The organism is Roseateles sp. SL47 (assembly GCF_026625885.1).
Classification (GTDB): domain Bacteria; phylum Pseudomonadota; class Gammaproteobacteria; order Burkholderiales; family Burkholderiaceae_C; genus Roseateles.
The window spans coordinates 5779122-5803054 of sequence record NZ_CP113068.1 but is presented as its reverse complement, the minus strand read 5'-3'; the positions used below and the strand labels follow the sequence as shown (position 1 = coordinate 5803054).

The window sequence follows — 23933 nt, the reverse complement described above, 5'->3', positions numbered from 1 at the left end:
TTATTGCGGACGCTGAGCGCCGCAATAACACCGGCCGCTGTGCCGCATGCCCTCCTGCGGATCTCCCCAGAGAGGCATGCGCCAGCAGCCGGACAGGCGCAAAGCTCCGGTTTCGTGAAAAACCGAGAGAACAAACATCATGGCAATCGTTGAAGTCAAAGTCCCCCAGCTGTCCGAGTCGGTCGCAGAAGCGACCCTCCTGCAGTGGAAGAAGAAGCCCGGTGAAGCCGTGGCCGTGGACGAAATCCTGATCGAAGTCGAGACCGACAAGGTCGTGCTGGAAGTGCCGGCCCCCTCCGCTGGCGTGCTGACCGAACTGGTGGTGGCCGATGGCGGCACCGTGACCTCCGACCAGGTCATCGCCCGTATCGACACCGAAGCCAAGGCCGGCGCCGCTGCGCCCGCCGCGGCTGCTCCGGCTCCGGCCGCCGCAGCACCCGCTGCTGCCGCCGCGTCCAGCGACTCCGCTTCCAAGGCCGGCGTGGCCATGCCCGCCGCTGCGAAGCTGATGGCTGACAACCACCTGGCCGCCGGTTCGGTGGCAGGTACGGGCAAGGACGGCCGCGTCACCAAGGGGGATGTGCTGGGGGCCATCGAAGGCGGCGCCAAGCCGGCCGTGGTCGCTCCGGTGGCTGCCCCTGTTGCACCGGCGGCCAAGCCGCTGCCGGCTGTGGCCGCACCGGTCGCCGCCAACCTGGGCGACCGCCCGGAACAGCGCGTGCCGATGAGCCGCCTGCGCGCCCGTATCGCCGAGCGCCTGCTGCAGTCGCAGTCCACCAACGCCATCCTGACCACCTTCAACGAAGTGAACATGGCCCCGGTCATGGAACTGCGCAAGAAGTTCCAGGACAGCTTCACCAAGGAACATGGCACCAAGCTGGGCTTCATGAGCTTCTTCGTGAAGGCCGCCGTGCATGCCCTGAAGAAGTATCCGGTGCTGAACGCATCGGTGGATGGCAACGACATCGTCTACCACGGCTATTTCGACATCGGTATCGCCGTCGGCTCGCCGCGCGGCCTGGTGGTGCCCATCCTGCGCAATGCAGACCAGATGAGCTTTGCCGACATCGAAAAGAAGATCGCTGAATACGGCAAGAAGGCCCAGGAAGGCAAGCTGGGCATCGAAGAAATGACCGGCGGCACCTTCTCCATCTCCAACGGTGGCACCTTCGGCTCGATGCTGTCCACGCCGATCATCAACCCGCCGCAGTCGGCCATCCTGGGCGTGCACGCCACCAAGGACCGCGCCGTGGTGGAAAACGGCCAGATCGTGATCCGTCCGATCAACTACCTGGCCATGTCCTATGACCACCGCATCATCGACGGCCGCGAAGCCGTGCTGGGTCTGGTGGCCATGAAGGACGCGCTGGAAGATCCGGCTCGTCTGCTGTTCGACCTGTAAGCCAAGGACCCCTGCGACCATGAGCAAGCAATTTGACGTCGTTGTGATCGGCGGCGGCCCTGGCGGCTACATCGCGGCCATCCGCGCGGCCCAGTTGGGCTTCAACACGGCCTGCATCGACGAGTGGAAGAACGACAAGGGCGGTCCCGCTCCTGGCGGCACCTGCACCAACGTCGGCTGCATTCCGTCCAAGGCCCTGCTGCAGTCCAGCGAGCACTTCGAGCACGCCGGTCACGGCTTTGCCGACCACGGCATCTCGATGTCTGACCTGAAGATCGACATCGCCAAGATGATCGGCCGCAAGGACAGCGTCGTGAAGCAGAACAACGACGGCATCCTCTACCTGTTCAAGAAGAACAAGGTGACGTTCTTCCACGGTCGCGGCTCCTTCGTGGCGGCCAAGGACGGTGGTTACGAGCTGAAGGTGGCCGGCGCCGCTGAAGAGACGATCACTGCCAAGCATGTGGTGGTGGCCACCGGCTCGAATGCCCGCCAACTGCCGGGGGCTCCGTTCGACGAGGTCAACATCCTCTCGAACGACGGCGCCCTGCGCATTCCGGCCGTGCCGAAGAAGCTGGGCGTGATCGGCTCCGGCGTCATCGGCCTGGAAATGGGCTCGGTGTGGCGCCGTCTGGGCGCCGAGGTGACCATCCTGGAAGCGCTGCCCGCGTTCCTGGGTGCCGCCGACGAGTCCGTGGCCAAGGAAGCGGCCAAGGTCTTCAAGAAGCAAGGCCTGAACATCGAGCTGGGCGTGAAGATCTCGTCCGTTGAGAACGGCGCTTCCGGCGTGACGGTGAAGTACACCGACGCCAAGGGCGCGGAACAGTCGCTGGCGGTGGACAAGCTGATTGTTTCGATCGGCCGTGTCGCCAACACCATCGGCCTGAACCCGGACGCCGTCGGCCTGAAGCTGGACGAGCGTGGCGCCGTGGTGGTGGACGACGAGTGCAAGACCAATCTGCCCAACGTCTGGGCCGTTGGTGACGTCGTGCGCGGCCCGATGCTGGCCCACAAGGCGGAAGAAGAAGGTGTGGCCGTGGCTGAGCGCATTGCCGGCCAGCACGGGCATGTCAACTTCAACACCATCCCCTGGGTCATCTACACCAGCCCGGAAATTGCCTGGGTGGGCAAGACCGAGCAGGCGCTCAAGGCGGAAGGCGTGGCCTACAAGGCAGGCCAGTTCCCGTTCCTGGCCAACGGCCGTGCGCGCGCGCTGGGTGACACCACCGGCTTCGTCAAGTTCCTGGCTGATGCCAAGACCGACGAGATCCTGGGTGTGCACATCATCGGCCCGATGGCCTCGGAGCTGATCTCCGAAGCCGTGGTGGCCATGGAGTTCAAGGCCTCGGCCGAGGACATCGCCCGCATCTGCCACGCGCATCCCTCGCTGAGCGAGGCGACCAAGGAAGCGGCCCTGGCCGTGGACAAGCGCACGCTGAACTTCTGAGGCCCGCCTCGGATGCAGTGACAGGGGGCGGCGATGAGTCGCCCCTTTGTCTTTTCAGCCTCGGTGTCGGCACTCATGCCAACACCGGCCCTGGCCCCTTCATCGGCCCACTCGACGCCTATCCTGTTGCATGACCACCGTCACCGAGCTCTACAAGCAGACCCTCGCCGAACGCGGCTACACCGCCGACCCCGCACAACTGCGTGCCGTCGCGGCCCTGCAGCGTTGCCAGGATGAATGGGCCGCCTACAAGGCACGACGCTCCAATGCGATCAGCAAGCTGCTGGTGCGGCCGCCGCTGCCACGCGGTGTGTACATGTATGGGGGCGTGGGGCGTGGCAAGAGCTTCCTGATGGACTGCTTCTTCCAGGCGGTGCCCTTGACCCGCAAGACGCGGCTGCACTTCCACGAGTTCATGCGCGAGGTGCACCGTGAATTGCAGGAACTCAAGGGCATCCAGGACCCGCTGGAGGAATTGGGCAAGCGCATCGCCCGGCGCTTCCGGCTCATCTGCTTTGATGAGTTCCATGTGGCGGACGTCACCGACGCGATGATCCTGCATCGGCTGCTGGACGCGATGTTCCGCAACCGGGTGTCCATCGTCACCACCTCCAATTTCCATCCCGACGGTCTTTATCCCAACGGCCTGCATCGGGACCGCATCCTGCCGGCCATCGAGCTGCTGAAGAACCATCTGGAAGTCATCAATGTCGACAACGGCACCGACTACCGCCAGCGCTCGCTGGAGCATGTGGAGCTGTATCACTACCCGTTGAACGACAAGGCTGAGCAATCACTCACCGCTGTCTTTGAATCCCTGGCGGAAGCGCGCGAGGAAGATCCGGTGCTGCACATCGAGCATCGGGAACTGCGCGCCCGTCGCCGGGCCGGTGGTGTGGTGTGGTTTGATTTCCGCCAGCTCTGCGGCGGCCCGCGCTCCCAGAACGACTATCTGGAGCTGGCCACCCAGTTCCACACCGTCATCCTGTCCAACGTGCCGGAAATGCCGCCCAAGCTCGCCAGCGAGGCCCGCCGTTTCACCTGGCTGGTGGATGTGCTGTATGACCGCCGGTGCAAGCTGGTGATTTCGGCAGCCGTACCGCCGGAAGCGCTCTACACCGAAGGCCCGCTCGCGCACGAGTTTCCGCGCACTGTGTCAAGACTGCAGGAAATGCAGTCGCAAGAGTATTTGTCATTGGAGCGTCGGGACGTCGATACTTCGCTGACCTGAACTCCACTTCGCACCATGACGCCCGTCACCTTTCCGCTTCCTTTGGCCATTGACCGCCTGCGGCGGTGCTCGGTGCGGGCGGTGCTGGTCATCGGGCTGGGAGCGGGATGGATGCTGGCGGCGGGCGCAGCCAGCGCCGCCGAACTGCAGGACGCCCAGGCGGTGGCCAACCAGCAGACCTGGGCGGAACTCAATGCCAAGAGGGCGGCCGTCCAAAAAGCCTATGACGACAAGGTCAAGGAGTGCCATTCCCGCTTTGTGGTGACCGACTGCCTGGAACAGGCCCATACCTGGCGCATCGAGGCGCTACGGCCCATCCTGGCGCAGGAAAAGGACGTGAATGCCCTTGAGCGCCAGCAGCGCGCCGCCGCGCAGCGGCTGCGGGTCATGGCCAAGGGCCAGGAGGCGGCCTCCGAAGCCTCCACGCATGCCCCGGCACCGGTGAAGGTGTCGCCGCGTCCGGCCCCGTCGACAGCGCTGCCGCCGTCACGCGCGCCCCGGGCGAACCCCGAAGAACATCAGAAGCAGTTGCAGCGGCAACAGGCGGCTGCCGAGCGCAAGGCCGCAGAGCGCCGCAAGGCGGCGGCGGACCGTCTGGCGGATCAGCAGGAACAGCAGCGTCGCGCCAAGGAAATGGCCGAGAAGCGGGCCAGCAAGCCGGCCGACCCGAAAAAGCCGAAACCGGCCCATCTGCCGACGCCGTCGGCGTCGGACATCCAGTCCTTGCCGACGCGCTGAGGCCCTTTGAGGTCTTGAGGCCGTTCAGTCCAGCGGATCGACCCGCACCACCGCCAGCGACAGGTTGTCGCCAGTGCCCTTGGCCCGCTGGCGGGCCTTGCTGACCAGCAGTTCCGCGCCATCCCGGGGCGGCAGGCTGTGCAGCACGGTGCCGAGTTCGGCGGGGGTGAAGTAGTGCCACAGGCCGTCGCTGCAGCACATCAGGCTGTCGCCCACTTCCAGGCGCTCGATCACCTTCTCCACCGGGGTCGGCTCCTGCACCGTGCCCAGGCAGGCCGTCAGCAGGTTGGACTGGGGATGCACCTGGGCTTCTTCTTCGGTGATCTGGCCTTCATCCACCAGCCGCTGCACATAGGACTGGTCCAGCGACCGCGACACCATGTTGGGGCCACGGAAGTGGTAGATGCGCGAGTCGCCGGTGTGAATCCAGAAGCAGCGGCGGGCACCGGTGACCAGAAACGCCGCGAGCGTGCTGTGCGGCTCTTCTTCCGCCGAAATGGCGGTCAATCGGATCATCAGATGCGCTTCGGACACGATCTGCCGCAGCAGGTCGATTTCATCCTCTTCATCCGGCACGAAGCGTTCGAACAGCTGCTGGGCGGTCAGAATGACCTGATCCGCAGCCTTTCTGCCCCCGCTTTTGCCGCCCATCCCGTCGGCGACGATGCCCAGGACCCAGCCGCTTTGACGCGGGTGGGCGAAGACCTGGACTTGATCTTGCTGATAAAGGCGGTCGCCTCGATGGATGCCGGTAGCGGCGCTCAGGCGATAGCCTTGTGGTGTGCGGCTCATATCCCAAAACTATAATCCGAGCGCTTGGCCTTCCGGTCGAGTGGTTCCCCCCGCATGGATGAACAACTTCACTCTCCAGCAAGACTTCTGATCGAACTCCGCATGGAACACGCGGAGTTGGACGGCCGCATTGACCTGTTGGCTGCCGGCACCCCGGTGGACGAATTGAGCTTGCGCCGCCTCAAAAAGCAGCGTCTGGCCCTGCGCGACCAGATTGCCCGGCTGGAACTGGAGAACGAACCGGACGAACCGGCCTGACCTCGCACCATCTCGCATGACCTGCCCTGAACCGGCCTGAGCCGGCGCCCCCCGGGCGGCAGTTGCCAGCGGGAGAGGCCGACGGCTCGCCGCACAGGCTTTGTCTCCGTTCTTGAAACCCACTGGCGCACCTACCCGCTTGGACTCCGCACTGACGCCCCCGCCCGCCGCTGACACGCCCACTCCGCGCGCCAGGCCCGATGAATTGGGCCCCGGCGAGCTGGAGCAGGCGGTGGTGGCCGCCTTCGATGCCGGCGGCCCGCTGGCGCGCGCCAGCGGCGGTTATGCCCCTCGCGAGCCTCAGCAGCGCATGGCCTTGGCGGTGGCGCAGGCGATTGCCGGGCGGGACACCTTGGTTGTGGAAGCCGGGACCGGTGTCGGCAAGACCTTTGCTTATCTGGTGCCCGCGCTGCTGTCGGGCGGGCGCACCTTGGTGAGCACGGCCACCAAGAGCCTGCAGGACCAGCTCTTCATGCGCGATCTGCCGCGGCTGCTGGAGACCTTCTCGCTCCCCTTGCGCAGCGCGTTGCTGAAGGGGAGAGGAAGTTACCTCTGCTTGCACCGACTGCAGCAGGCGCGCCACAGTGGTGAACTGCCCGACCGACGGGCGGTGGCGCAGCTCGCACGCATTGAACGCTGGGCGATGCAAACCCAGTCCGGTGACTTCTCGGAGATTGACGGACTGGACGAACGTTCACCGATCATTCCGCTGGTCAGCTCCACGCGGGACAACTGCCTGGGGACGGATTGCCCGTCCTATCGGGACTGCCATGTGGTGCGCGCCCGCCGCGAGGCCATGGAGGCCGACCTGCTGGTGGTGAACCATCACCTGTTTTTTGCCGACATGGTGCTGCGCGACAGCGGCGTGGCGGAACTGCTGCCCGGCGTGGAGGTGGCGATCTTTGACGAAGCCCATCAACTGCCGGAAGCCGGGCTGAACTTTCTGGGCCGCAACCTGGGCAGCGCTCAGCTGTTTGACTTCGCGCGGGACATGCTCGCGCAGGGGCTGCAGCATGCGCGTGGTTTGCAGGAATGGCAGGAGATCTCGGGCGGTGTGGAACGCGCGGCGCGTGCCCTGCGCCTGGCTTGCGCAGGCGATCGTGACCTGCGTGGTGTGCTGAAGCTGCGCTGGAACGAAGTGGCCGGCCGGCCTGCGGTGCTGGAAGCCCTGGCCCAGACCGGGCAGGCCCTGGAGCTGTCGGTGGACGCGATGGCATCCGTGATGGAGATGGATCCCGACCTGGCGCGTCTGCACGAACGGTCGGTGGAGCTCTACAAGGCGGTGCAGCTCTTTGCTCGGGACCCTGACCCTTCAGCCGTGCGCTGGGTCGATGTGGGTGTGCAGCATGTGCGGTTGGTCGAGTCGCCGCTGGACATCCGGGAGGCGATGCAGGAGCAGCTGGAAGGACCGCCACGCGCCTGGATCTTCGCCTCGGCGACCCTGGGAGAGGACGAGTCGCTGCGCTGGTTCACCGAGCCGGCTGGCCTGCAGGACGCCCGCACGCTGCGGGTGGGCAGCCCCTTTGACTATGCCGCGCATGCGCGGCTGTATGTGCCGCGCCATTTCCCCAAACCTTCCGAGCCGGACCATGGCGAATCCGTGGGCCTGCTGGGTGCACGGCTGGCAGCGTGCCTGGGCGGACGCACCTTCATCCTCACCACCACCCTGCGGCAACTGCACACCGTGGCCGATGTGCTGCGGGAGCGGTTCGAGGTGGGGGGGCAACGGATCGAGGTGCTGGTGCAGGGCTCGGCTCCCAAGCGGCAACTGCTGCAGCAGTTCGTGGATCAACCTGCGTCGGTGCTGGTGGGGTCTGCCAGCTTCTGGGAGGGCATCGACGTGCCCGGTGAAGCGCTGCAATGCGTCGTGATCGACAAGCTGCCCTTTCCACCACCGAACGATCCGCTGGTCGAGGCGCGGGTGCAGCGGCTGGAAGCGGAGGGGCGCAATGCCTTTACCGAGTACTTCGTGGCTGAAGCGGCCATCGCCTTGAAGCAGGGGGCCGGACGGCTGATCCGCACCGAGTCGGATCGTGGGCTGCTGGTGGTGTGTGACCCGCGGCTGGCGGGCAGCCATTACGGGCGCCGCCTGCGAGAGGCCCTGCCGCCGATGACCCAGGTGGCTGGCGAGGCCGAGGCGCAGGCGTGGTTGGCGCTGCTGGCGCAGGACCACCAGGGCTGACACGTCTCAGACGCGGCAGCTTCGCTGTCAGCGCCGGAGGGCGGGCGCCTGATGGGAGGCAACCGAACCGGGCCAACCGAACCGGGCCAACAGAGCCGGGTCAACAGAGCCGGGTCAATGGAAACGGCTCAACACAACAGAACCGGGTCACCAGCCCTGGGTCAACGGACTCGGGTCAACGGACTCGGGTCAAAAGACCCGGATCACCAGACCCGGATCACCAGACCTGCCACCACGGCTTCTCTTTGCGGACCACCCCATTCAGGTAGCCGCTGTCCGGGAAGCTGGACTTCAGCACACGCTCCGAGTCGTCCCGGAGTTGATTGAGGCCCAGCTTGTCATAGCTGCGCACCATCAGATACAGCGCTTCTTCCAGCGCCGGAGCGTTCTGGAATTCCAGCAGCGCCGCCTGGGCGCGGTTGGCAGCGGCCAGATAGGCGCCCCGGTTGTAGTAGTAACGCGCCACATGCACTTCATAAGCCGCCAGGCTGTTGGTGATGTAGTCGATGCGGGTGCGGGCATCCGGAGCGTATTTGGAGTCGGGGAACTGCTCCACCAACTGCTTGAACGCCTGCATGGAGTCGCGGGCGGCCTGCTGGTCACGTTCGCTGATGTCCTGGCGGGCGATGCGGCCGAACAGACCCAGGTCGTCGTTGAAGTTGACCAGGCCCTTCATGTAGAGCGCATAGTCCAGCGCGGCGCTGGAGGGGTTGAGCTTGATGAAGCGGTCCAGCACGGCCACGGCCTGCACCCGCTCGCCGCTCTTGTAGTTGGCCCAGGCCAGATCCAGCTGGGCCTGCTGGCCGAGCGTGGTGCCTGCGGCGCGACCTTCGATCCGTTCCAGGGTCTTGATGGCGCGGTCGTAACTGCCGCTCATCATGTCTTCCTTGGCCTCCTCGTACAATTTCTCGAGGTTGGCCTGGGAATTCGGATCGTCCTTCGGTGTGGAGGAGCAGGCGGCCAGGCCCATCACGGCGGATACTGCTGAGGCGAGTGCCCAAACACGCCAGGAGGCGGGCCAGGAGGTGCGCAGCGTGCGCATCACCGAAATTTCCATCATGGGTCCCGTGGGCAGGCGAAAACGCCGCCCCTATCTGAATTTGGAGCTTTGATTATATGGTTCAGGTCGGCCCGACCCCGGCCCCTGGGGGCCTGCTTTACCCTGAGGGAACGACCCCAGGGACTGCCCCGGAAGAAATGCTGGAAGATGCCCAGGACGTTGGGCTGGAAGCCCCGGAGCGCCGGGAGGCCGAAGCGGGGCCGCAAGAGATCGCGCAACGCCTGGACAAATGGCTGGTGCAACTCGCGCCGGAGTTCTCGCGCAGCCATCTGCAGGGCCTGATCGACCGGGGCTGTGTCACGCTGGATGGCGCCGTGGTGAGCCAGGCGTCCCGCAAGCCGCGATTGGGCCAGCATCTGGTCTTGGAACTGCTGCCGACCGAAGAGGCGCTGGCCTTCCGCCCGGAGTCGATGCGGCTGGACATCCTGCATGAGGACGACCATCTGCTGGTGGTGAACAAGCCCGCGGGGCTGGTGGTCCATCCGGCGGCGGGCAACTGGTCCGGGACGTTGATGAATGGTCTGCTGGCGCATCATCCCGGCGCGGCCACGCTGCCGCGTGCCGGCATTGTTCACCGGCTCGACAAGGACACCTCCGGCCTGATGGTGGTGGGCAAGACCTTGCCAGCGGTGACCGCGCTGGTGCGCATGATTGCCGCGCGGGACGTGCATCGGGAATATCTGGCGCTGGCCCATGGCCGAACACCTGAGACCTGGACGGTGGAGGCGCCCATCGGCCGTGACCCGCAATCCCGCACGCGCATGGCGGTGGTGGGCGGCGGCAAGCCGGCGCGAACGGATTTCCATCTGCTGGCCGAAGCCCAGTGGCAGGATGCGCGCGGCCTCTCGCGCACGATGTCGGCCTTGCACTGTGTGTTGCATAGCGGCCGCACCCACCAGATCCGGGTGCATGCGGCGCACAAGGGCCATGCGCTGGTGTCGGACGCCCTGTATGGTGGCGCCCCGGCCCTCGGGCTGGAACGGCAGGCCCTGCATGCGGCTCGGCTGGGCTTTGACCACCCGATCACCGGCGAGCCGGTGCGCTTTCAGGCGCCGCTGCCGTGCGAAATGGCCGCTGCGTGGGAGGTCGCGGGTTTGTCCGAGCCGGTGTTTTGAAGCGGGTGGCGAGACTGGCGCTACAATGACCCCAGAATTTGCGCCAGACCGCTGCGGGCTTGAAGTTGTATCCCGGGCGTAGCGCCAGGCGGAGCATGTCACCGGGCCCGTCCCCGCTGACCCCTCCGCCCCCGTTCCGCCCCACCCGGCGGTACCCCAAGATCCCAAGCACAAGCAGATCGAACTGGTTCGGCACGGCTGTTGCCGCTGCCGACGCCCAAGATGGCGAACGACACAGACCTGACCGGCTCTCGGGCCGGCTGCATGAGTGGCTGCACATGAACACGCTGGAGGCCAAGCGCGTCCTGGAGACGGCGTTGTTGTGTGCGCAGGCGCCGCTGACGCTGCGCGACATGCGCTCGCTGTTTGCAGAGGAGCTCAATGCCGACAGCATTCGCTCGCTGCTGGACGATTTGCTGCGGGAGTGGGAAGGGCGGGGCGTTGAATTGGTGGCCCTGGCCTCGGGTTGGCGTTTCCAGAGCCGGCCGGAGCTGCGTGAACATCTGGATCGGCTGAACCCGGAAAAGCCGCCCAAATACTCACGCGCGGTGCTGGAGACTTTGGCCATCATCGCCTACCGTCAACCGGTAACGCGTGGCGATATCGAAGACATTCGCGGCGTGGTGGTGGCCACGCCCATCATCAAGCAGCTGGAAGATCGCAACTGGATCGAGGTCATCGGTCATCGGGAAGCGCCAGGTCGGCCTGCGCTTTATGCCACCACCCGGCAGTTTTTGGATGACCTGGGCCTGACCAGCCTGGAACAGTTGCCGGCCTTGATCCAGGGTGGCGACCCGACGCCGATCCCTGGCACCTTGCAGGGGTCGCTGCTGGATGAGCCGCCGCCGCCGGATGTGGTGGAGGTGGATCCTCCAGCGCAGGCCGACCCGGAACATCCGACGGGGTCGGTGGACCCCACAGGTTCGGTGGGGCCCATGGAGTCTTCGGCAGAGGACGTGGGGTCGGCGCCGGAATCTGTATCCGAATCGGTGGCCGAAATGCTATCGGAATCGCTATCGGAAACGCTTTCAGAAAAGGTATCGGTATCCGAGTCCGAGTCCGAATCTGTTTCTACGGCAGGCCAGGCCGACATCCCGACCACAAGTCAGGACATCAGCCTGTCTGAACCGCAGGCCCAGGCGCCAGTTGAGGAGCACAATGCGTCCGAAGGGGTGCGCAAGGCGCAGGTCTTGCCCATCAAGGTGGCCAAGCCGGTGCCGCCACCTCCTCCGGGAGGATTGTCGGCCGCTGCGTTTGCTGCATTTGCCGATTCAGTGGCCGCTTCGGTCGGTGCTTCGATGGATGCCTCGAATGATGAGGACTCCGAAGTGGAAGTGGATGCTGACGCCGACGCTGCAGATTCGGCCATGATGGGGACCGAAACAAGTGGCGAACCCCCGACCAACCCAGGTGCCGAAGCTGAAGCCGAGGCGAATCACAACAGCGACGAGACCGATCCGGACTCCGAGCACCCAACCCGGGCCGAGCGCGATGCCCCTGTTGATGCCACTGGCAACAACGATGACAGGCGCTCGACCCTGCCGCTGACGGGCGACGACCCCGCCAGCACAGAGATGGCCCCGCCGGCCTCCGCAGCGACCTCCGTGGCTGACGAAGCCGAAGAACCGACGGCCGCCGAACGCGAGCCGATTGACGAACAACCGCCCGGGACGGTCAACCCCGTGGCTGATAAGAGTGCCCCGTGAGGGGCCGTGTCCACCGCTGACAAGGTGCAAGCCGACACATGAATTCAAACGATATTGACGACACCAAGCCCGACACGCTGACCGCAGCCTCGTCGGACGCGCCCGCTGACGCGCCTGTGCGCCCCAAGCGCACTCGCAAGACGGCCGCCGCTGCAACTGCAGACGCTGCCGCCACGGCGGATGCTGCAGCGCCTGCGACGCAAGACGCTCCCAAGCCCCGCACGCGGCGCAAGGCGGCCGCCACTTCGGACACGTCCGAAGCCGCGGCACCGCCGGCTGCTGAGGCCTCCGCAGGGGAGGCACCTGCCGCCGAGGCTGAGGCTCCCGCCAAGCCCAAGCGCCGGACCCGCGCCAAGGCGGCCGACAGTGCCGAGGCGGCTGACGCCGCCGCAGAGACGCCGGTGACTGCAGTGCCGGTTTCTGCGCACGCGGCGCCGCAGAGGGCCTCACCAACCGCACCGCAAGCCGAACTGGCCCCTGCGGCGGCCCCCGTGGCGGGCACCTCCGGCCCCCGGTTCACACTGGGCGAAGAAGTGATTCCCGAGCCGGTGCTGGGCGCTGAAGGCGCTGCCTCCGGCGAAGACGGTGAGGACGGTGACCGTGGCCCCCGCCAGGGACGCAATCGCCGTGGACGCGGTCGCAATCGCGACGGCCGTGAGGCACGCGATGGTGTGGCAGAGGGCCAGCCGGCCCGTGTGGACGGTGCAGGCGCCCCGGGTGCGGAAGCGTCCGCCGAACAGGGGGCTGGTGTTCCGGCGGCGGACCCTGCCGAACTCCAGGCGCTGGCCCAGGCCCGCTTCGACGACCTGCTGTCGGGCGCCTTCGACGAAGATGTCGACGGCGACGATGACCTGGCCGACGCTGCGGACATCGAAGCCGATGACATCGAAGCCGCCGCCGATCAGGACGGCGATGCTGGCGCCGATGCCCCGGCCAAGCGCGTGCTCGCTCCCGAACCCGATGCGCCCAAGCTGCAAAAGGTGCTGGCCCAGGCCGGTGTCGGTTCGCGCCGCGACATCGAGGACATGATTGCCAAGGGCCAGATCACCGTGAACGGAGAAGTGGCGCATGTGGGCCAGCGCATCTCCTACGGCGACCGTGTGGCCGTGGCCGGCAAGCCGATCAAGGTGCGCATCGCGCCGGCAGCGCCCCGTATCCTGGCCTATCACAAGCCGGTGGGCGAAGTGGTCACCTTCAACGACCCGGAAGGTCGTCCGACGGTGTTCCGCAACCTGCCGCGCCTGCCGCAGGGCAAGTGGCAATCGGTCGGCCGTCTGGACCTGAACACCGAAGGCCTGCTGCTGTTCACCAATTCCGGTGAGCTGGCCAATCAGCTGATGCATCCGCGCTTTGGCGTGGAACGCGAATATGCGGTGCGTGTGCTGGGTTCCCTCAGCAACGAGCAGAAGAACACGCTGCTGACCGGTGTGGACGTGGATGGCCAGCAGGCCAGCTTCAAGAGCATCGTGGATGGCGGTGGCGAAGGCGTGAACCGCTGGTACCGCGTGGTCATCACCGAAGGTCGCAACCGCGAAGTGCGCAAGTTGTTCGAGACGGTGGGGCTGGCTGTCAGCCGCCTGATCCGTATCCGCTACGGCACCGTGGTGCTGCCGCGAGGCCTGCGTCGTGGTGTGTATGTGGAACTCGGTGATGCCGATGTCCGCATCATCCGCCAGCTGGCCGGCCATGTGCAGCATGAGCGTTCCGACCGTGGGGATCGTGGCGATCGAGGTGACCGCAATGCCAAGCGCCGTCGCGGCGGTGGCAACGGCGGGCCCCGCCCGAGCCGTCCCGAGCCGCGCATGGAGCGTCCGGATCGGCCGGATCGTCAGGATCGGCAGGACCGTCCGGATCGTCAGGACCGCTATGAGCGCCCCGATCGACCGGATCGCCCGGATCGCCCTGACCGTGGTGACCAGCGCCAGCAGGAGCAGCGCACCCAGCACCAGCAGCGCCCGCAGCAGGAGCGCGAACGCGAGCGTGATCGCGACCGTCCGCGTCGGGAAGAGGATGACGACGACTTCATTCCTCGCCACATCAATCCGCTGGAACAGACCTTCGACCGCCGGTTTGCCACCAGTGGCAAGCGCGGCATTCCGGCCGGTTTTGGTCGGGGCGGCAGCGATCCGAGCCAGCACAACCAGGGGCGCGGCAACCCGCGCGGCCCGAGTGGCGAACGTCAGCCCGACCCGATGAAGACATCGATCGGCTATATCGGCGCCGACGCTTTCATTAACCGAAACAATCGTGGCGGTCGTCGCGGGGGTGGCGGTGGTGGGGGCGGCGGCGGAGGCGGAGGAGGCGGCGGCGGTCGCGGCCGTCGCTGAAACCCCTCCAGGCCCCCGACATCCTGCTGTCACCGGGGGCTTGACTTCACGCATTACAATCCCGGGCTTTGCCAAGCCCACGATTTCAAGGAAAAACTATGGCCATCGAACGCACCCTGTCCATCATCAAGCCCGATGCCGTGGCGAAGAACGTCATCGGCCAGATCTACGCCCGCTTCGAAGGCGCTGGTCTGAAGATTGTGGCCGCCAAGATGGTGCACCTGTCGCGTGGCGAGGCTGAGGCCTTCTACGCCGTGCACAAGGCACGTCCCTTCTTCAACGACCTGGTCACCTTCATGATCTCCGGTCCCGTCATCATCCAGGTGCTGGAAGGCGAAAACGCCATCCTGAAGCACCGCGACCTGATGGGCGCCACCGACCCGAAGAAGGCCGAGAAGGGCACCATCCGTGCTGACTTCGCCGACAGCATCGACGCCAACGCCGTGCACGGTTCCGACGCTGCGGAAACCGCCGCCCAGGAAGTGGCGTTCTTCTTCCCCGGCATGAACGTCTACAGCCGTTAATGGCAATTGCCTCTGGACTCTGGGCCAGGAGGCCATAGAGAGAAAGAGGTCACCACCATGGACGCGGTCAACCTGCTCGGATTCGATCTGCAAGGCCTGGCCGCGTACTGCGATCAGCTGGGGGAGAAGCGTTTTCGCGCGACCCAGCTGTTCCGGTGGATTCATCAAAAGGGCGCCTCGGACTTCTCGCAGATGTCCGACCTGGCCAAGTCCCTGCGGGACAAGCTGGCCGGGCGCGCCCTCATCACCGGCCTGCCGGTGATCTCCGAACATGTCTCGGCCGACGGCACCATCAAGTGGTTGTTCGATGTCGGCCAGGGCAATGCGGTGGAAGCGGTCTACATCCCCGAGGATGACCGGGCCACCCTGTGCATTTCCAGCCAGGCCGGTTGCGCCGTGGGCTGCCGTTTCTGCTCCACCGGCCATCAGGGCTTCAGCCGCAATCTCGAGACTTGGGAAATCCTGGCCCAGCTCTGGCATGCCGAGCACAGCCTGCGCCAGCGTCTGGGCAAGGACGAACGCATCATCTCCAATGTGGTGATGATGGGCATGGGCGAACCCCTGCAGAACTACGGCGCGCTGGTGCCGGCCCTGCGGGTCATGCTGGACGACCATGGCTATGGTCTGTCGCGCCGTCGTGTGACGGTGTCGACCTCCGGCGTGGTGCCGATGATCGACCGCCTGCGCGAGGATGTGCCGGTGGCGCTGGCCGTGTCCCTGCATGCGCCGACCGACCCGCTGCGTGACCAGCTTGTTCCGCTGAACCGCAAGTACCCGATTGCCGAGCTGCTGGACAGCTGCAATCGCTATCTCGAATCCGCCCCTCGCGACTTCATCACCTTCGAGTACTGCATGCTCGACCATGTGAATGACTCGCCGGAGCAGGCGCGTGAGCTGATTCATCTGCTCAAGGGCAAGGTGCCCTGCAAGATCAACCTCATTCCGTTTAATCCCTTCCCGGCGTCCGGCCTCAAGCGCAGCAGCAATGAGCGAGTCAAGGCGTTTGCCGACCTGCTCATTCAATCGGGCATCGTCACCACGGTCCGCAAGACCCGGGGCGATGACATCGATGCCGCGTGTGGCCAGTTGGCCGGTGAAGTCCAGGATCGCACCCGCGCTCATCTGCGGATGGTGAGGGCGCCGGTGGTGGTGCATCGTGGCGCGGCAGGATCCGCCACGGTGCCCGCGCCAGCCTCGGGTGCCTCGACCGGTCCCAGCTCTCAACCCCCGATCATCCCCCGCCCATGACCACTTTGACGCCTGGCTTCCTGCACGCCCGCCGTACGGCCCGCATCCTGTCCGTTGCGCTGATGGTTGGCGCGCTGTTGCCAGGCTGCGGCACGCCCAGCGCACCCACGCGTCAGGAGCCAAAGACGGCCAGCGACTCGACGGATGCCGACCGGCGTGCGGCGGTGCGCATGGAGCTGGCGTCGGCTTACCTGGGCCGGGGTCAATATGAAACGGCGCTGGACGAGCTGAAGCAGGCCCAGGCCATCAAGCCGGATGTGGCGGGTGCTGTCAGCCTGCGCAGCCTGATCTACGCCGCCATGGGCGACTATGAAGCGGCCGAAGACGGCTTCAAGAAGGGCCTGGCCACGGGTCGCCCGGATGCCGACCTGATGCACAACTACGGCTGGTTCCTGTGCCAGCGCCAGCGTTATGCCGAAGCCAGCCGCCAGTTTGAAGCGGCCCTGGCCGTCCCCCAATACCGCACACCGGGCCGCACCCTGCTGGCCTGGGGCGTCTGTGATGCCCGTGCCGGGCAACTGCCCAATGCCCAGCAGCATCTGCTGAAGGCCTTTGAATTCGAGCCGGGCAACCCCACCGTGGCCGTGAACCTGGGTGAAGTGCTGTATCGCCAGGGCGACTACGAACGCGCGCGTTTCTACGCTCGCCGGGTCAACAACAATCCTGAACAGATCAACGCGTCCAGCCTGTGGCTGGAACTGCGGATCGAACGCCGGGCAGGCAACATGGCGAATATGGAGGACCTCGGCAAGCAGATGCGGAGCAAATATCCGCAAGCGCCCGAGACACAGGCCTTGAACAATGGTCGATTCGATGAATGAGGGACATCGCATGACATCCACGGCGGCCGATGAGGCGCCCGCGGCGCTGGACGCCGCGATCTCGTCCGAGGTCACGGCGGGGGCGGCGCTGCGCCGCGCCCGCGAGGCCCGCGGACTGCACATTGCGGCGCTGGCAGCCACGCTGAAGGTGCCGCAGTCCAAGCTGGAGGCGCTGGAGGGCGACCGCTACAAGGAACTGCCGGACGCCACTTTCGCCCGTGCCCTGGCCCGGTCGATGTGCCGTGTCCTCAAGATCGATGCCGAACCGGTGCTGGCGATGCTGCCGCGTGGTGGCAACGAAGCCTCGCTGGACCGCGTGACGCCGGGGCTGAACCAGCCGTTCCGTGAGCGTGCATCCAGTCAGGAGCCCCTCGTGTCGCTGGCGCTGCTGAAGAGCCCCGTGCTGCTGGGTGGCGCCGCGCTGCTGGTGGCGGCTCTGGCGGTCTATCTGGTGCCCACGAGCATGGTGGAAGACGTGACCCGTCGATTCCACCGCGAGCCCGAAACGACTGCCCAGCCTGGGACGACCACCGAGCCGCTGCAGGTGGAAGCGCCCACCGTGCCTGCTTCCGCACCGATGGTGAGCGAAACGGCGTCGGTGATCGGCGGCACTGCGGGCACATCGGGCACCCAGGCGACGACGGCTCAGACAACGTCCGGCCCGGCGAGTGCTCAAACTGTGGTTGCAAACACCTCGCCAACCACCCCCCAATCTCCGTCGTCGCAGGGGGCGGCTGCGCCTGGCAGCGTATCTCCCGCTCCCACGGCTTCCCCAGCCACAACGTCGGCCACAACTCCCGCCACACTGCCCGCCACCACCCCACCGCCGGCCACCGCAACGGCCCCGGCCACCAACCCGGCGGCGGCCACACCGGCCGGTGCCGGCCTGCTGCGCGTGCGCGCCACCGCCGACACCTGGGTGGAAGTGGTCGACAGCCACGGCCAGTCCCTGCTGTCGCGCCTGCTGCGCAGCGGCGAGCAGGTGGACCTGAACGGGACGGCACCTCTCAAACTGCGCGTTGGCAATGTTTCCGGCACTGAGCTGGTCTTCCGGGGCAAGCCCGTGGATCTGGCCTCGCGTGCCCGTGACAACGTGGCGCGACTGGAATTGAACTGATGAGGGCAGGGGAGGCCGCTGCTCCAGATGCCCTCCCAACCCGACCTGCATGACCATGGACCAAGCTCGCATTGCCCCCACTTCGGACCTCCACCCCGACAACGACCTGATCGCAGCAGCCGCGCCTGCCGCACGCCTTACCCGCCAGGCACGGGTGCGCTGGGGCGACCATGAGGTGACGATCGGTGGCGATGCGCCGGTGCGTGTGCAGTCGATGACCAACACTGACACGGTGGACGTCATCGAAACCGCCATCCAGATCAAGGAACTGGCCGTGGCCGGTTCCGAGCTGGTGCGCATCACCGTCAACACGCCGGAAGCGGCTGACGCCGTGCCGCACATTCGCGACCAGCTCGACCGCATGGGCATCCATGTTCCCCTGGTCGGCGACTTCCACTACAACGGCCACCGGCTGCTCACCGAGCATCCGGCCATGGCCCAGGCACTGAGCAAATACCGCATCAACCCTGGCAACGTGGGCAAGGGCGACAAGAAGGACCGCCAGTTCGCCCAGATGATCGAGGCGGCGGTTCAATACGACAAGGTCGTGCGCATCGGCGTGAACTGGGGCAGCCTGGACCAGGAACTGCTGGCCCAGATGATGGACGAGAACGCCCGCCGCGCCCAACCCTGGGACGGCAAGCAGGTCATGTACCAGGCGCTGATCCAGTCGGCGCTGAGCTCGGCCACTTATGCCCGTGAACTGGGCATGAACCCCGACAACATCATCATCAGCTGCAAGGTCAGCGGTGTGCAGGACCTGATCTCGGTCTACCGCGCCCTGTCCCGTCGCTGCGACTACGCCCTGCACCTGGGCCTGACCGAAGCCGGCATGGGCACCAAGGGCACGGTGGCTTCGGCGGCCGCGCTGTCGGTGCTGCTGCAGGAAGGCATCGGTGACACCATTCGCGTGTCGCTGACGCCGCAGCCGGGGGAGTCCCGTACGCAGGAGGTGGTGGTGGCTCTGGAGATCCTGCAATCGCTGGGTCTGCGTGCCTTCAACCCCAGCGTCACCGCCTGCCCGGGCTGTGGCCGCACCACCAGCACCACGTTCCAGGAGCTGGCCAAGCAGATCGACGACTTCCTGCGCGCCCAGATGCCCATCTGGCGCACCAAGTACGCGGGCGTCGAGAACATGAAGGTGGCGGTGATGGGATGCATCGTCAACGGGCCCGGCGAGAGCAAGCATGCCGACATCGGCATCAGCCTGCCCGGCACCGGTGAGGCCCCGGCTGCGCCAGTGTTCATCGATGGCCAGAAGGCGCTCACCCTGCGTGGTGACAACATCGCCAATGAATTCCACGCCCTGGTCGAGAACTACATTGAAAAACGTTTCGGCGGCCAGTGAGGCCGCATCCGACATGACAGACGTGAAGAAGCTCCCGCCCTTGCAAGCCGTCAAGGGCATGAATGACATCCTGCCGCCGGAATCGGCGCGCTGGGAATGGCTGGAAGGCCTGATGCGCGGTGTGCTGCAGCGGTATGGCTACCAGAATGTCCGCACTCCTATCGTTGAACCGACCGCGCTGTTCGTGCGTGGCATTGGTGAGGTGACCGACATCGTCGAGAAGGAGATGTATGCCTTCGAAGACCGTGCCGACAAGAACGGCCAGGCCGAGCATCTGGCGCTGCGTCCGGAGATGACCGCCGGCGTGGTGCGGGCGATGATGGAGCACTCGTTCCTGCGCGACTCCGGCCGCCGTCTGTACTACTTCGGCCCGATGTTCCGCCGCGAAAAGCCGCAGAAGGGCCGTTACCGCCAGTTCCACCAGATGGGCGTGGAAGCCCTGGGCTTTTCCGGCCCGGACGTGGACGCGGAAGTCATCCTGATGGGCAGCCGCCTGCTGCGTGAACTCGGCCTGGTGCAGGGGGAGCACTTCGAGCTGGAGCTCAACTGCCTGGGCCAGCCGGACGAACGCCGCGCCCACCGCGAAGCGCTGATCGCTTATCTGGAGCAGCACGAGGACCTGCTGGACGAGGACGGCAAGCGCCGCCTGCACAGCAATCCGTTGCGGGTGCTGGACACCAAGAATCCGGCGCTGCAGGACATGGCCAACCAGGCGCCGCGTCTGCTGGACTTCCTGGGTGAGGCCTCGCTGGCGCATTTCAACGGCGTGCGTGCCATCCTGGACGCGGCCGGTGTGGCCTACCGCATCAATCCGCGCCTGGTCCGCGGGCTGGACTACTACAACCTCACCGTCTTCGAATGGGTGACCACTCGTCTGGGTTCGCAGGGCACCATCTGCGGCGGCGGCCGTTATGACTACCTGATTGAGCAACTGGGCGGCAAGGCCTCCCCGGCGGTGGGTTTTGGCATGGGCATGGAACGCATGCTGCTGCTGCTGGAAGAGGTGGGCACGCTGCCGCCTCCGCCGGCCCCGGACGCCTACGCCATCATCCCCTCGGCCGAAGGCCTGCCGCAGGTGCTGGTGGCGCTGGAGGCCCTGCGTGCTGCCGGTGTGTCGGTGGTGATGCACCCCGGCCAGGGCAGCATGAAGTCCCAATTCAAGAAGGCGGACGGCTCCGGCGCCCGCTATGCGCTCATCTTTGGCCAGGACGAACTCGCCCGCGGCGAGGTGTCGGTCAAGCCGCTGCGCGCCGAAGGCGGCGAGCAGGTCACCCGGTCGCTTTACCAAATCGCCGACTGGGCAGGCGAACTCCGCACCGCATAATCGCGGCTTTTGCACACTCAACCGACCCTTTCTCTCTCATGGCGTCTCATCTCGATCTCGAAGAACAGGAACAGTTGGAGCAGCTCAAGGCGTTCTGGAAGCGCTGGGGCAATCCGATTGTGTGGGTGCTGACCCTGTGCCTGCTGGGTTACGCCGGCTGGACGGGCTGGAATATCCTCCAGCGCAACAAGGCTGCGGAGGCGTCGGTGCTGTTCACGCAGCTGGAGCGCGCGGTGAAAAGCGGCGACCTCAATGGCGGCCAGGGTCTGTGGGCCCAGCTGCAGAAGGGTTATGCCTCCACCGCTTATGCAGCGCAGGGAGCGCTGCTGACCGCCAAGCTGCAACTGGACAAAGGCAAGGTCGATGAAGCCAAGGCTTCGCTGAACTGGGCCGCCGCCAATGCCGCCGAGCCGTCGTATGCCGACCTGGCCCGCCTGCGCCTGGCCGCCCTGCAGATGGATGCCAAGCAGTACGACGAAGCCGCCAAGACGCTGGAAGGCGTGAAGGGCGCTGACTTCGCCCCGCTGGTGGCGGACCGTCGCGGTGACATCGCCTTGCTGCAGAACAAGCCGGACCAGGCCAAGACCGAATTCAAGAAGGCCTATGACGGCCTCGACAAGCAGCTGGACTACCGCCGCATGGTGGAGATGAAGCTGGCCAGCCTGGGCGTGTCGGTCGAGACCGACAAGGAGACCGTGCAATGAGTGGCGGCGTCCGTTCTGTCGGCACGGGCCGTTCGTTTCCCGCCCTCCGTCCGCTGATCCGCACCGTGGTGGTGGCTGGCGCGGTCGCCGTGCTGGGCGCCTGCTCGCTGTTCAGCAGCTCCAAGGACACCAAGCCGGCGCCGCTGGAAACCTTCACCACTGCGCTCAATGCACGCGTGGCTTGGGAAGCACGGGTGGACAGCGTGAAGTTCCCGCTGTCGGTCGCCGCCGTCAACAACCAGTTCGTGGTGGCCGGCAGTGACGGCGTGGTCACCGCCCTGGCTGCCGATACCGGCAACGTGCTGTGGCGCGTGGAAATGGGCAAGGGCCTGAATGCCGGTGTGGGCAGTGATGGTCGTTTTGCCGCCGCCGTCACCCGGGACAACGAACTCGTGGTGAGTGAAGGCGCCAAGATCCTCTGGCGCAAGACCGTGACCGTTCCGGTGATCACCTCGCCGTTCGTGGCCGGTGAACGTGTGTTCGTGCTCACCCTGGACCGCATGGTGCAGGCCTATGATGCCCAGGACGGCCGCAAGCTGTGGGAACTGCGCCGCCCTGGCGAGCCGCTCACCCTGCAGCAACCCGGCGTGATCGCGGCCCACCAAAACACCTTGCTGGTGGGGCAGGGTCCCCGTCTGGCCGGTGTTGATCCGCTGCGCGGCACGCTGCAGTGGGAAGCCACCATCTCCAACCCGCGCGGCACCAACGAGGTGGAGCGTCTGGCCGACCTGGTGGGGCCGATGGGGCGTGACAACGCCATCTTCTGCGCCCGAGCCTTCCAGTCGGCCGTCGGTTGCATCAACGCCGAACGTGGCTCCGCCATCTGGACCCGCAGCATCGGTGGCACCCGTGGGGTGAGCAGCGACGCCACCATGACCGTCGCGGCCGACGCATCCGACCGCATCAGCGCCTGGGGCACGCCCACCGGCGATGTGCTGTGGACGTCGGACCAGTTCCTGAACCGCAAACTCAGCGCCCCGCTGGTGACCGAGAAGTCGGTCATCTTCGGCGACAGCGAGGGGTATGTGCATTTCCTGTCGCGCGACAAGGGCCAGACCATCCAGCGTCTGTCCACCGACAGCTCGGGCGTGGCGGCAGCGCCGGTGCGCCTGGGCGATGTCGTGCTGATCGCCACCCGCAGCGGCAAGCTTTACGCGCTGCGCCAGAATTGATTGATTGATGAAACCAGTGATCGCCCTGGTGGGCCGCCCCAATGTGGGCAAGTCCACGCTGTTCAACCGGCTGACGAAAAGCCGTGACGCCATCGTCGCGGACTTCGCCGGTCTCACCCGCGACCGCCACTACGGCGACGGCCGCCTGGGCGATCGCGAGTACATCGTCGTCGATACCGGCGGCTTCGAGCCGGACAGCTCGACCGGCATCGTCAAGGAGATGGCCAAGCAGACACGCCAGGCCGTGGCCGAGGCGGATACCGTCATCTTCGTGCTGGACGTGCGCAACGGCCTCTCCGGTCAGGACCAGGACATTGCCCGCTACCTGCGCCAGTGCAACAAGCGGGTGCTGATTGCGGTCAACAAGGCCGAAGGCATGCAGGACTCGCCGCTGCTGGCCGAATTCCACGAGCTGGGCATGGGCGAACCCCATCCCATCTCCGCCGCGCACGGCCAGGGCATTCGCAGCCTGCTGGAAGCAGCGCTGGAAGGGTTCGAGACCGAGGAAGACGACGAGTTCGACCCGGAAGAGACCGACAAGCCGCAAGTCATCCGCCTGGCGGTGGCCGGCCGGCCCAACGTGGGCAAGAGCACGCTGATCAACACCTGGCTGGGGGAAGAACGCCTGGTGGCGTTTGACATGCCCGGTACCACCCGCGACGCCATCAGCGTGGACTTCGAGCGCAACGGCCAGAAGTTCAAGCTGATCGATACCGCCGGGCTGCGCCGCAAGGGCCGGGTGTTCGAGGCCATCGAAAAATTCTCGGTGGTCAAGACGCTGCAGGCCATCGCCGACGCGAACGTTGTGCTGCTGCTGATTGACGCCACCCAGGGCGTGTCCGACCAGGACGCCCACATTGCCGGCTACATCCTGGAAAGCGGCCGCGCGGTGGTGGTGGCCATCAACAAATGGGACGCGGTGGACAGCTACCAGCGCGAAACCCTGGAGCGACAGATCCAGACCCGTCTGGGCTTCCTGCGTTTCGCTCCCATCCTGCACATCTCGGCGCTCAAGCGGCAGGGCCTGGGCCCGTTGTGGAAGTCGCTGGCGGACGCCTATTCATCGGCCTACCGCAAGATGACCACACCGGTGCTGACACGCCTGGTCCATGAGGCGGTCGAGCACCAGCAACCCAAGCGGGCCGGCACTTTCCGGCCCAAGCTGCGATATGCCCACCAAGGGGGAATGAACCCCCCGATCGTGGTGATCCATGGCAACTCGCTGGAGCATGTCAGCGAGGTCTACAAGCGTTACCTCGAGGGCCGGATCCGCGATCATTACAAGCTGATCGGGACACCGCTGCGCATCGAGATGCGCTCGTCCAAGAACCCGTTTGCCGACGAAACCTGATGCACCTGCGGTCCGGGGAAACCCGGGGCTGTGATAAGGTCCGGGTTCCAACACCTTCTCTCTCCC

At 66.0% G+C, this 23933-nt stretch carries 20 protein-coding genes; 18 read left to right on the top strand and 2 right to left on the bottom strand.

Going from position 1 to position 23933, the window contains the following annotated elements:
- Positions 1-139: 139 nt before the first annotated feature.
- The 4 genes from odhB (at position 140) to OU995_RS25155 (ending at position 4818) form a co-directional block, all read left to right on the top strand.
- Positions 140-1402 (top strand): 2-oxoglutarate dehydrogenase complex dihydrolipoyllysine-residue succinyltransferase, encoded by a 1263-nt coding sequence (gene odhB, locus OU995_RS25170; RefSeq protein ID WP_267832916.1) that lies wholly within the window; start codon positions 140-142, stop codon positions 1400-1402.
- 19 nt (positions 1403-1421) lie between these two features.
- The gene (gene lpdA / locus OU995_RS25165; protein WP_267832915.1) at positions 1422-2849 is read left to right on the top strand and encodes a dihydrolipoyl dehydrogenase; all 1428 of its coding nucleotides are present in this window, start codon (positions 1422-1424) and stop codon (positions 2847-2849) included.
- A gap of 130 nt (positions 2850-2979) precedes the next feature.
- Complete coding sequence (gene zapE, locus OU995_RS25160; RefSeq protein WP_267832914.1) at positions 2980-4080, top strand: cell division protein ZapE; 1101 nt, start codon at positions 2980-2982, stop codon at positions 4078-4080.
- A gap of 15 nt (positions 4081-4095) precedes the next feature.
- The gene (locus OU995_RS25155) at positions 4096-4818 is read left to right on the top strand and encodes a hypothetical protein (protein ID WP_267832913.1); all 723 of its coding nucleotides are present in this window, start codon (positions 4096-4098) and stop codon (positions 4816-4818) included.
- Between the two features lie 24 nt (positions 4819-4842).
- Here OU995_RS25155 and OU995_RS25150 read toward each other — a convergent pair whose 3' ends face one another.
- Positions 4843-5610: a PP2C family protein-serine/threonine phosphatase gene (locus tag OU995_RS25150; RefSeq protein WP_267832912.1), complete on the bottom strand. Its 768-nt coding sequence runs from the start codon at positions 5608-5610 to the stop codon at positions 4843-4845.
- A gap of 54 nt (positions 5611-5664) precedes the next feature.
- Between OU995_RS25150 and OU995_RS25145 the strand changes: the two genes are divergently transcribed.
- A complete protein-coding gene (locus OU995_RS25145) occupies positions 5665-5868 on the top strand; it encodes a YdcH family protein (protein ID WP_267832911.1) in 204 nt (67 codons plus the stop codon).
- 205 nt (positions 5869-6073) lie between these two features.
- On the top strand, positions 6074-8050 hold the full coding sequence (locus OU995_RS25140) for an ATP-dependent DNA helicase (protein ID WP_420714902.1): 1977 nt from the start codon (positions 6074-6076) through the stop codon (positions 8048-8050).
- Positions 8051-8267: 217 nt separating this feature from the next.
- Here the strand turns inward: OU995_RS25140 and OU995_RS25135 are convergent, their stop codons facing one another.
- Positions 8268-9092, bottom strand: coding sequence for an outer membrane protein assembly factor BamD (locus OU995_RS25135; RefSeq protein WP_267836377.1), 825 nt, complete (start codon positions 9090-9092; stop codon positions 8268-8270).
- Between the two features lie 155 nt (positions 9093-9247).
- Between OU995_RS25135 and OU995_RS25130 the strand changes: the two genes are divergently transcribed.
- The 12 genes from OU995_RS25130 to der all read left to right on the top strand — a co-directional run bounded on the left by OU995_RS25130 (position 9248) and on the right by der (position 23867).
- Positions 9248-10225, top strand: a complete 978-nt coding sequence (locus OU995_RS25130) for an RluA family pseudouridine synthase (RefSeq protein WP_267832910.1) — start codon at positions 9248-9250, stop codon at positions 10223-10225.
- 278 nt (positions 10226-10503) lie between these two features.
- Positions 10504-11931 carry an SMC-Scp complex subunit ScpB gene (gene scpB, locus OU995_RS25125; RefSeq protein WP_267832909.1) on the top strand — a complete coding sequence of 476 codons (1428 nt, stop codon included), beginning with the start codon at positions 10504-10506 and terminating at the stop codon, positions 11929-11931.
- 38 nt (positions 11932-11969) lie between these two features.
- Positions 11970-14258: a pseudouridine synthase gene (locus tag OU995_RS25120; RefSeq protein WP_324288678.1), complete on the top strand. Its 2289-nt coding sequence runs from the start codon at positions 11970-11972 to the stop codon at positions 14256-14258.
- Positions 14259-14356: 98 nt separating this feature from the next.
- Entirely contained in the window at positions 14357-14782 is a 426-nt protein-coding gene (ndk, locus tag OU995_RS25115) for a nucleoside-diphosphate kinase (protein WP_267832908.1), read from the top strand.
- Positions 14783-14839: 57 nt separating this feature from the next.
- The gene (gene rlmN / locus OU995_RS25110) at positions 14840-16030 is read left to right on the top strand and encodes a 23S rRNA (adenine(2503)-C(2))-methyltransferase RlmN (protein ID WP_267832907.1); all 1191 of its coding nucleotides are present in this window, start codon (positions 14840-14842) and stop codon (positions 16028-16030) included.
- Positions 16027-16851, top strand: a complete 825-nt coding sequence (gene pilW / locus OU995_RS25105; protein WP_267832906.1) for a type IV pilus biogenesis/stability protein PilW — start codon at positions 16027-16029, stop codon at positions 16849-16851. Before rlmN ends, pilW begins: the two co-directional genes overlap by 4 nt.
- Before the next feature lie 10 nt (positions 16852-16861).
- The gene (locus OU995_RS25100) at positions 16862-17968 is read left to right on the top strand and encodes a helix-turn-helix domain-containing protein (protein WP_267832905.1); all 1107 of its coding nucleotides are present in this window, start codon (positions 16862-16864) and stop codon (positions 17966-17968) included.
- Between the two features lie 55 nt (positions 17969-18023).
- Positions 18024-19316 (top strand): flavodoxin-dependent (E)-4-hydroxy-3-methylbut-2-enyl-diphosphate synthase, encoded by a 1293-nt coding sequence (gene ispG, locus OU995_RS25095; RefSeq protein WP_267832904.1) that lies wholly within the window; start codon positions 18024-18026, stop codon positions 19314-19316.
- Positions 19317-19329: 13 nt separating this feature from the next.
- Positions 19330-20640, top strand: coding sequence for a histidine--tRNA ligase (gene hisS / locus OU995_RS25090; RefSeq protein ID WP_267832903.1), 1311 nt, complete (start codon positions 19330-19332; stop codon positions 20638-20640).
- A 38-nt stretch (positions 20641-20678) separates the two neighbouring features.
- Complete coding sequence (locus OU995_RS25085; protein WP_267832902.1) at positions 20679-21344, top strand: YfgM family protein; 666 nt, start codon at positions 20679-20681, stop codon at positions 21342-21344.
- Entirely contained in the window at positions 21341-22516 is a 1176-nt protein-coding gene (gene bamB / locus OU995_RS25080; RefSeq protein WP_267832901.1) for an outer membrane protein assembly factor BamB, read from the top strand. The genes OU995_RS25085 and bamB overlap by 4 nt, the downstream gene beginning before the upstream one ends.
- Before the next feature lie 7 nt (positions 22517-22523).
- Positions 22524-23867, top strand: a complete 1344-nt coding sequence (gene der, locus OU995_RS25075) for a ribosome biogenesis GTPase Der (RefSeq protein ID WP_267832900.1) — start codon at positions 22524-22526, stop codon at positions 23865-23867.
- Positions 23868-23933: the final 66 nt, after the last annotated feature.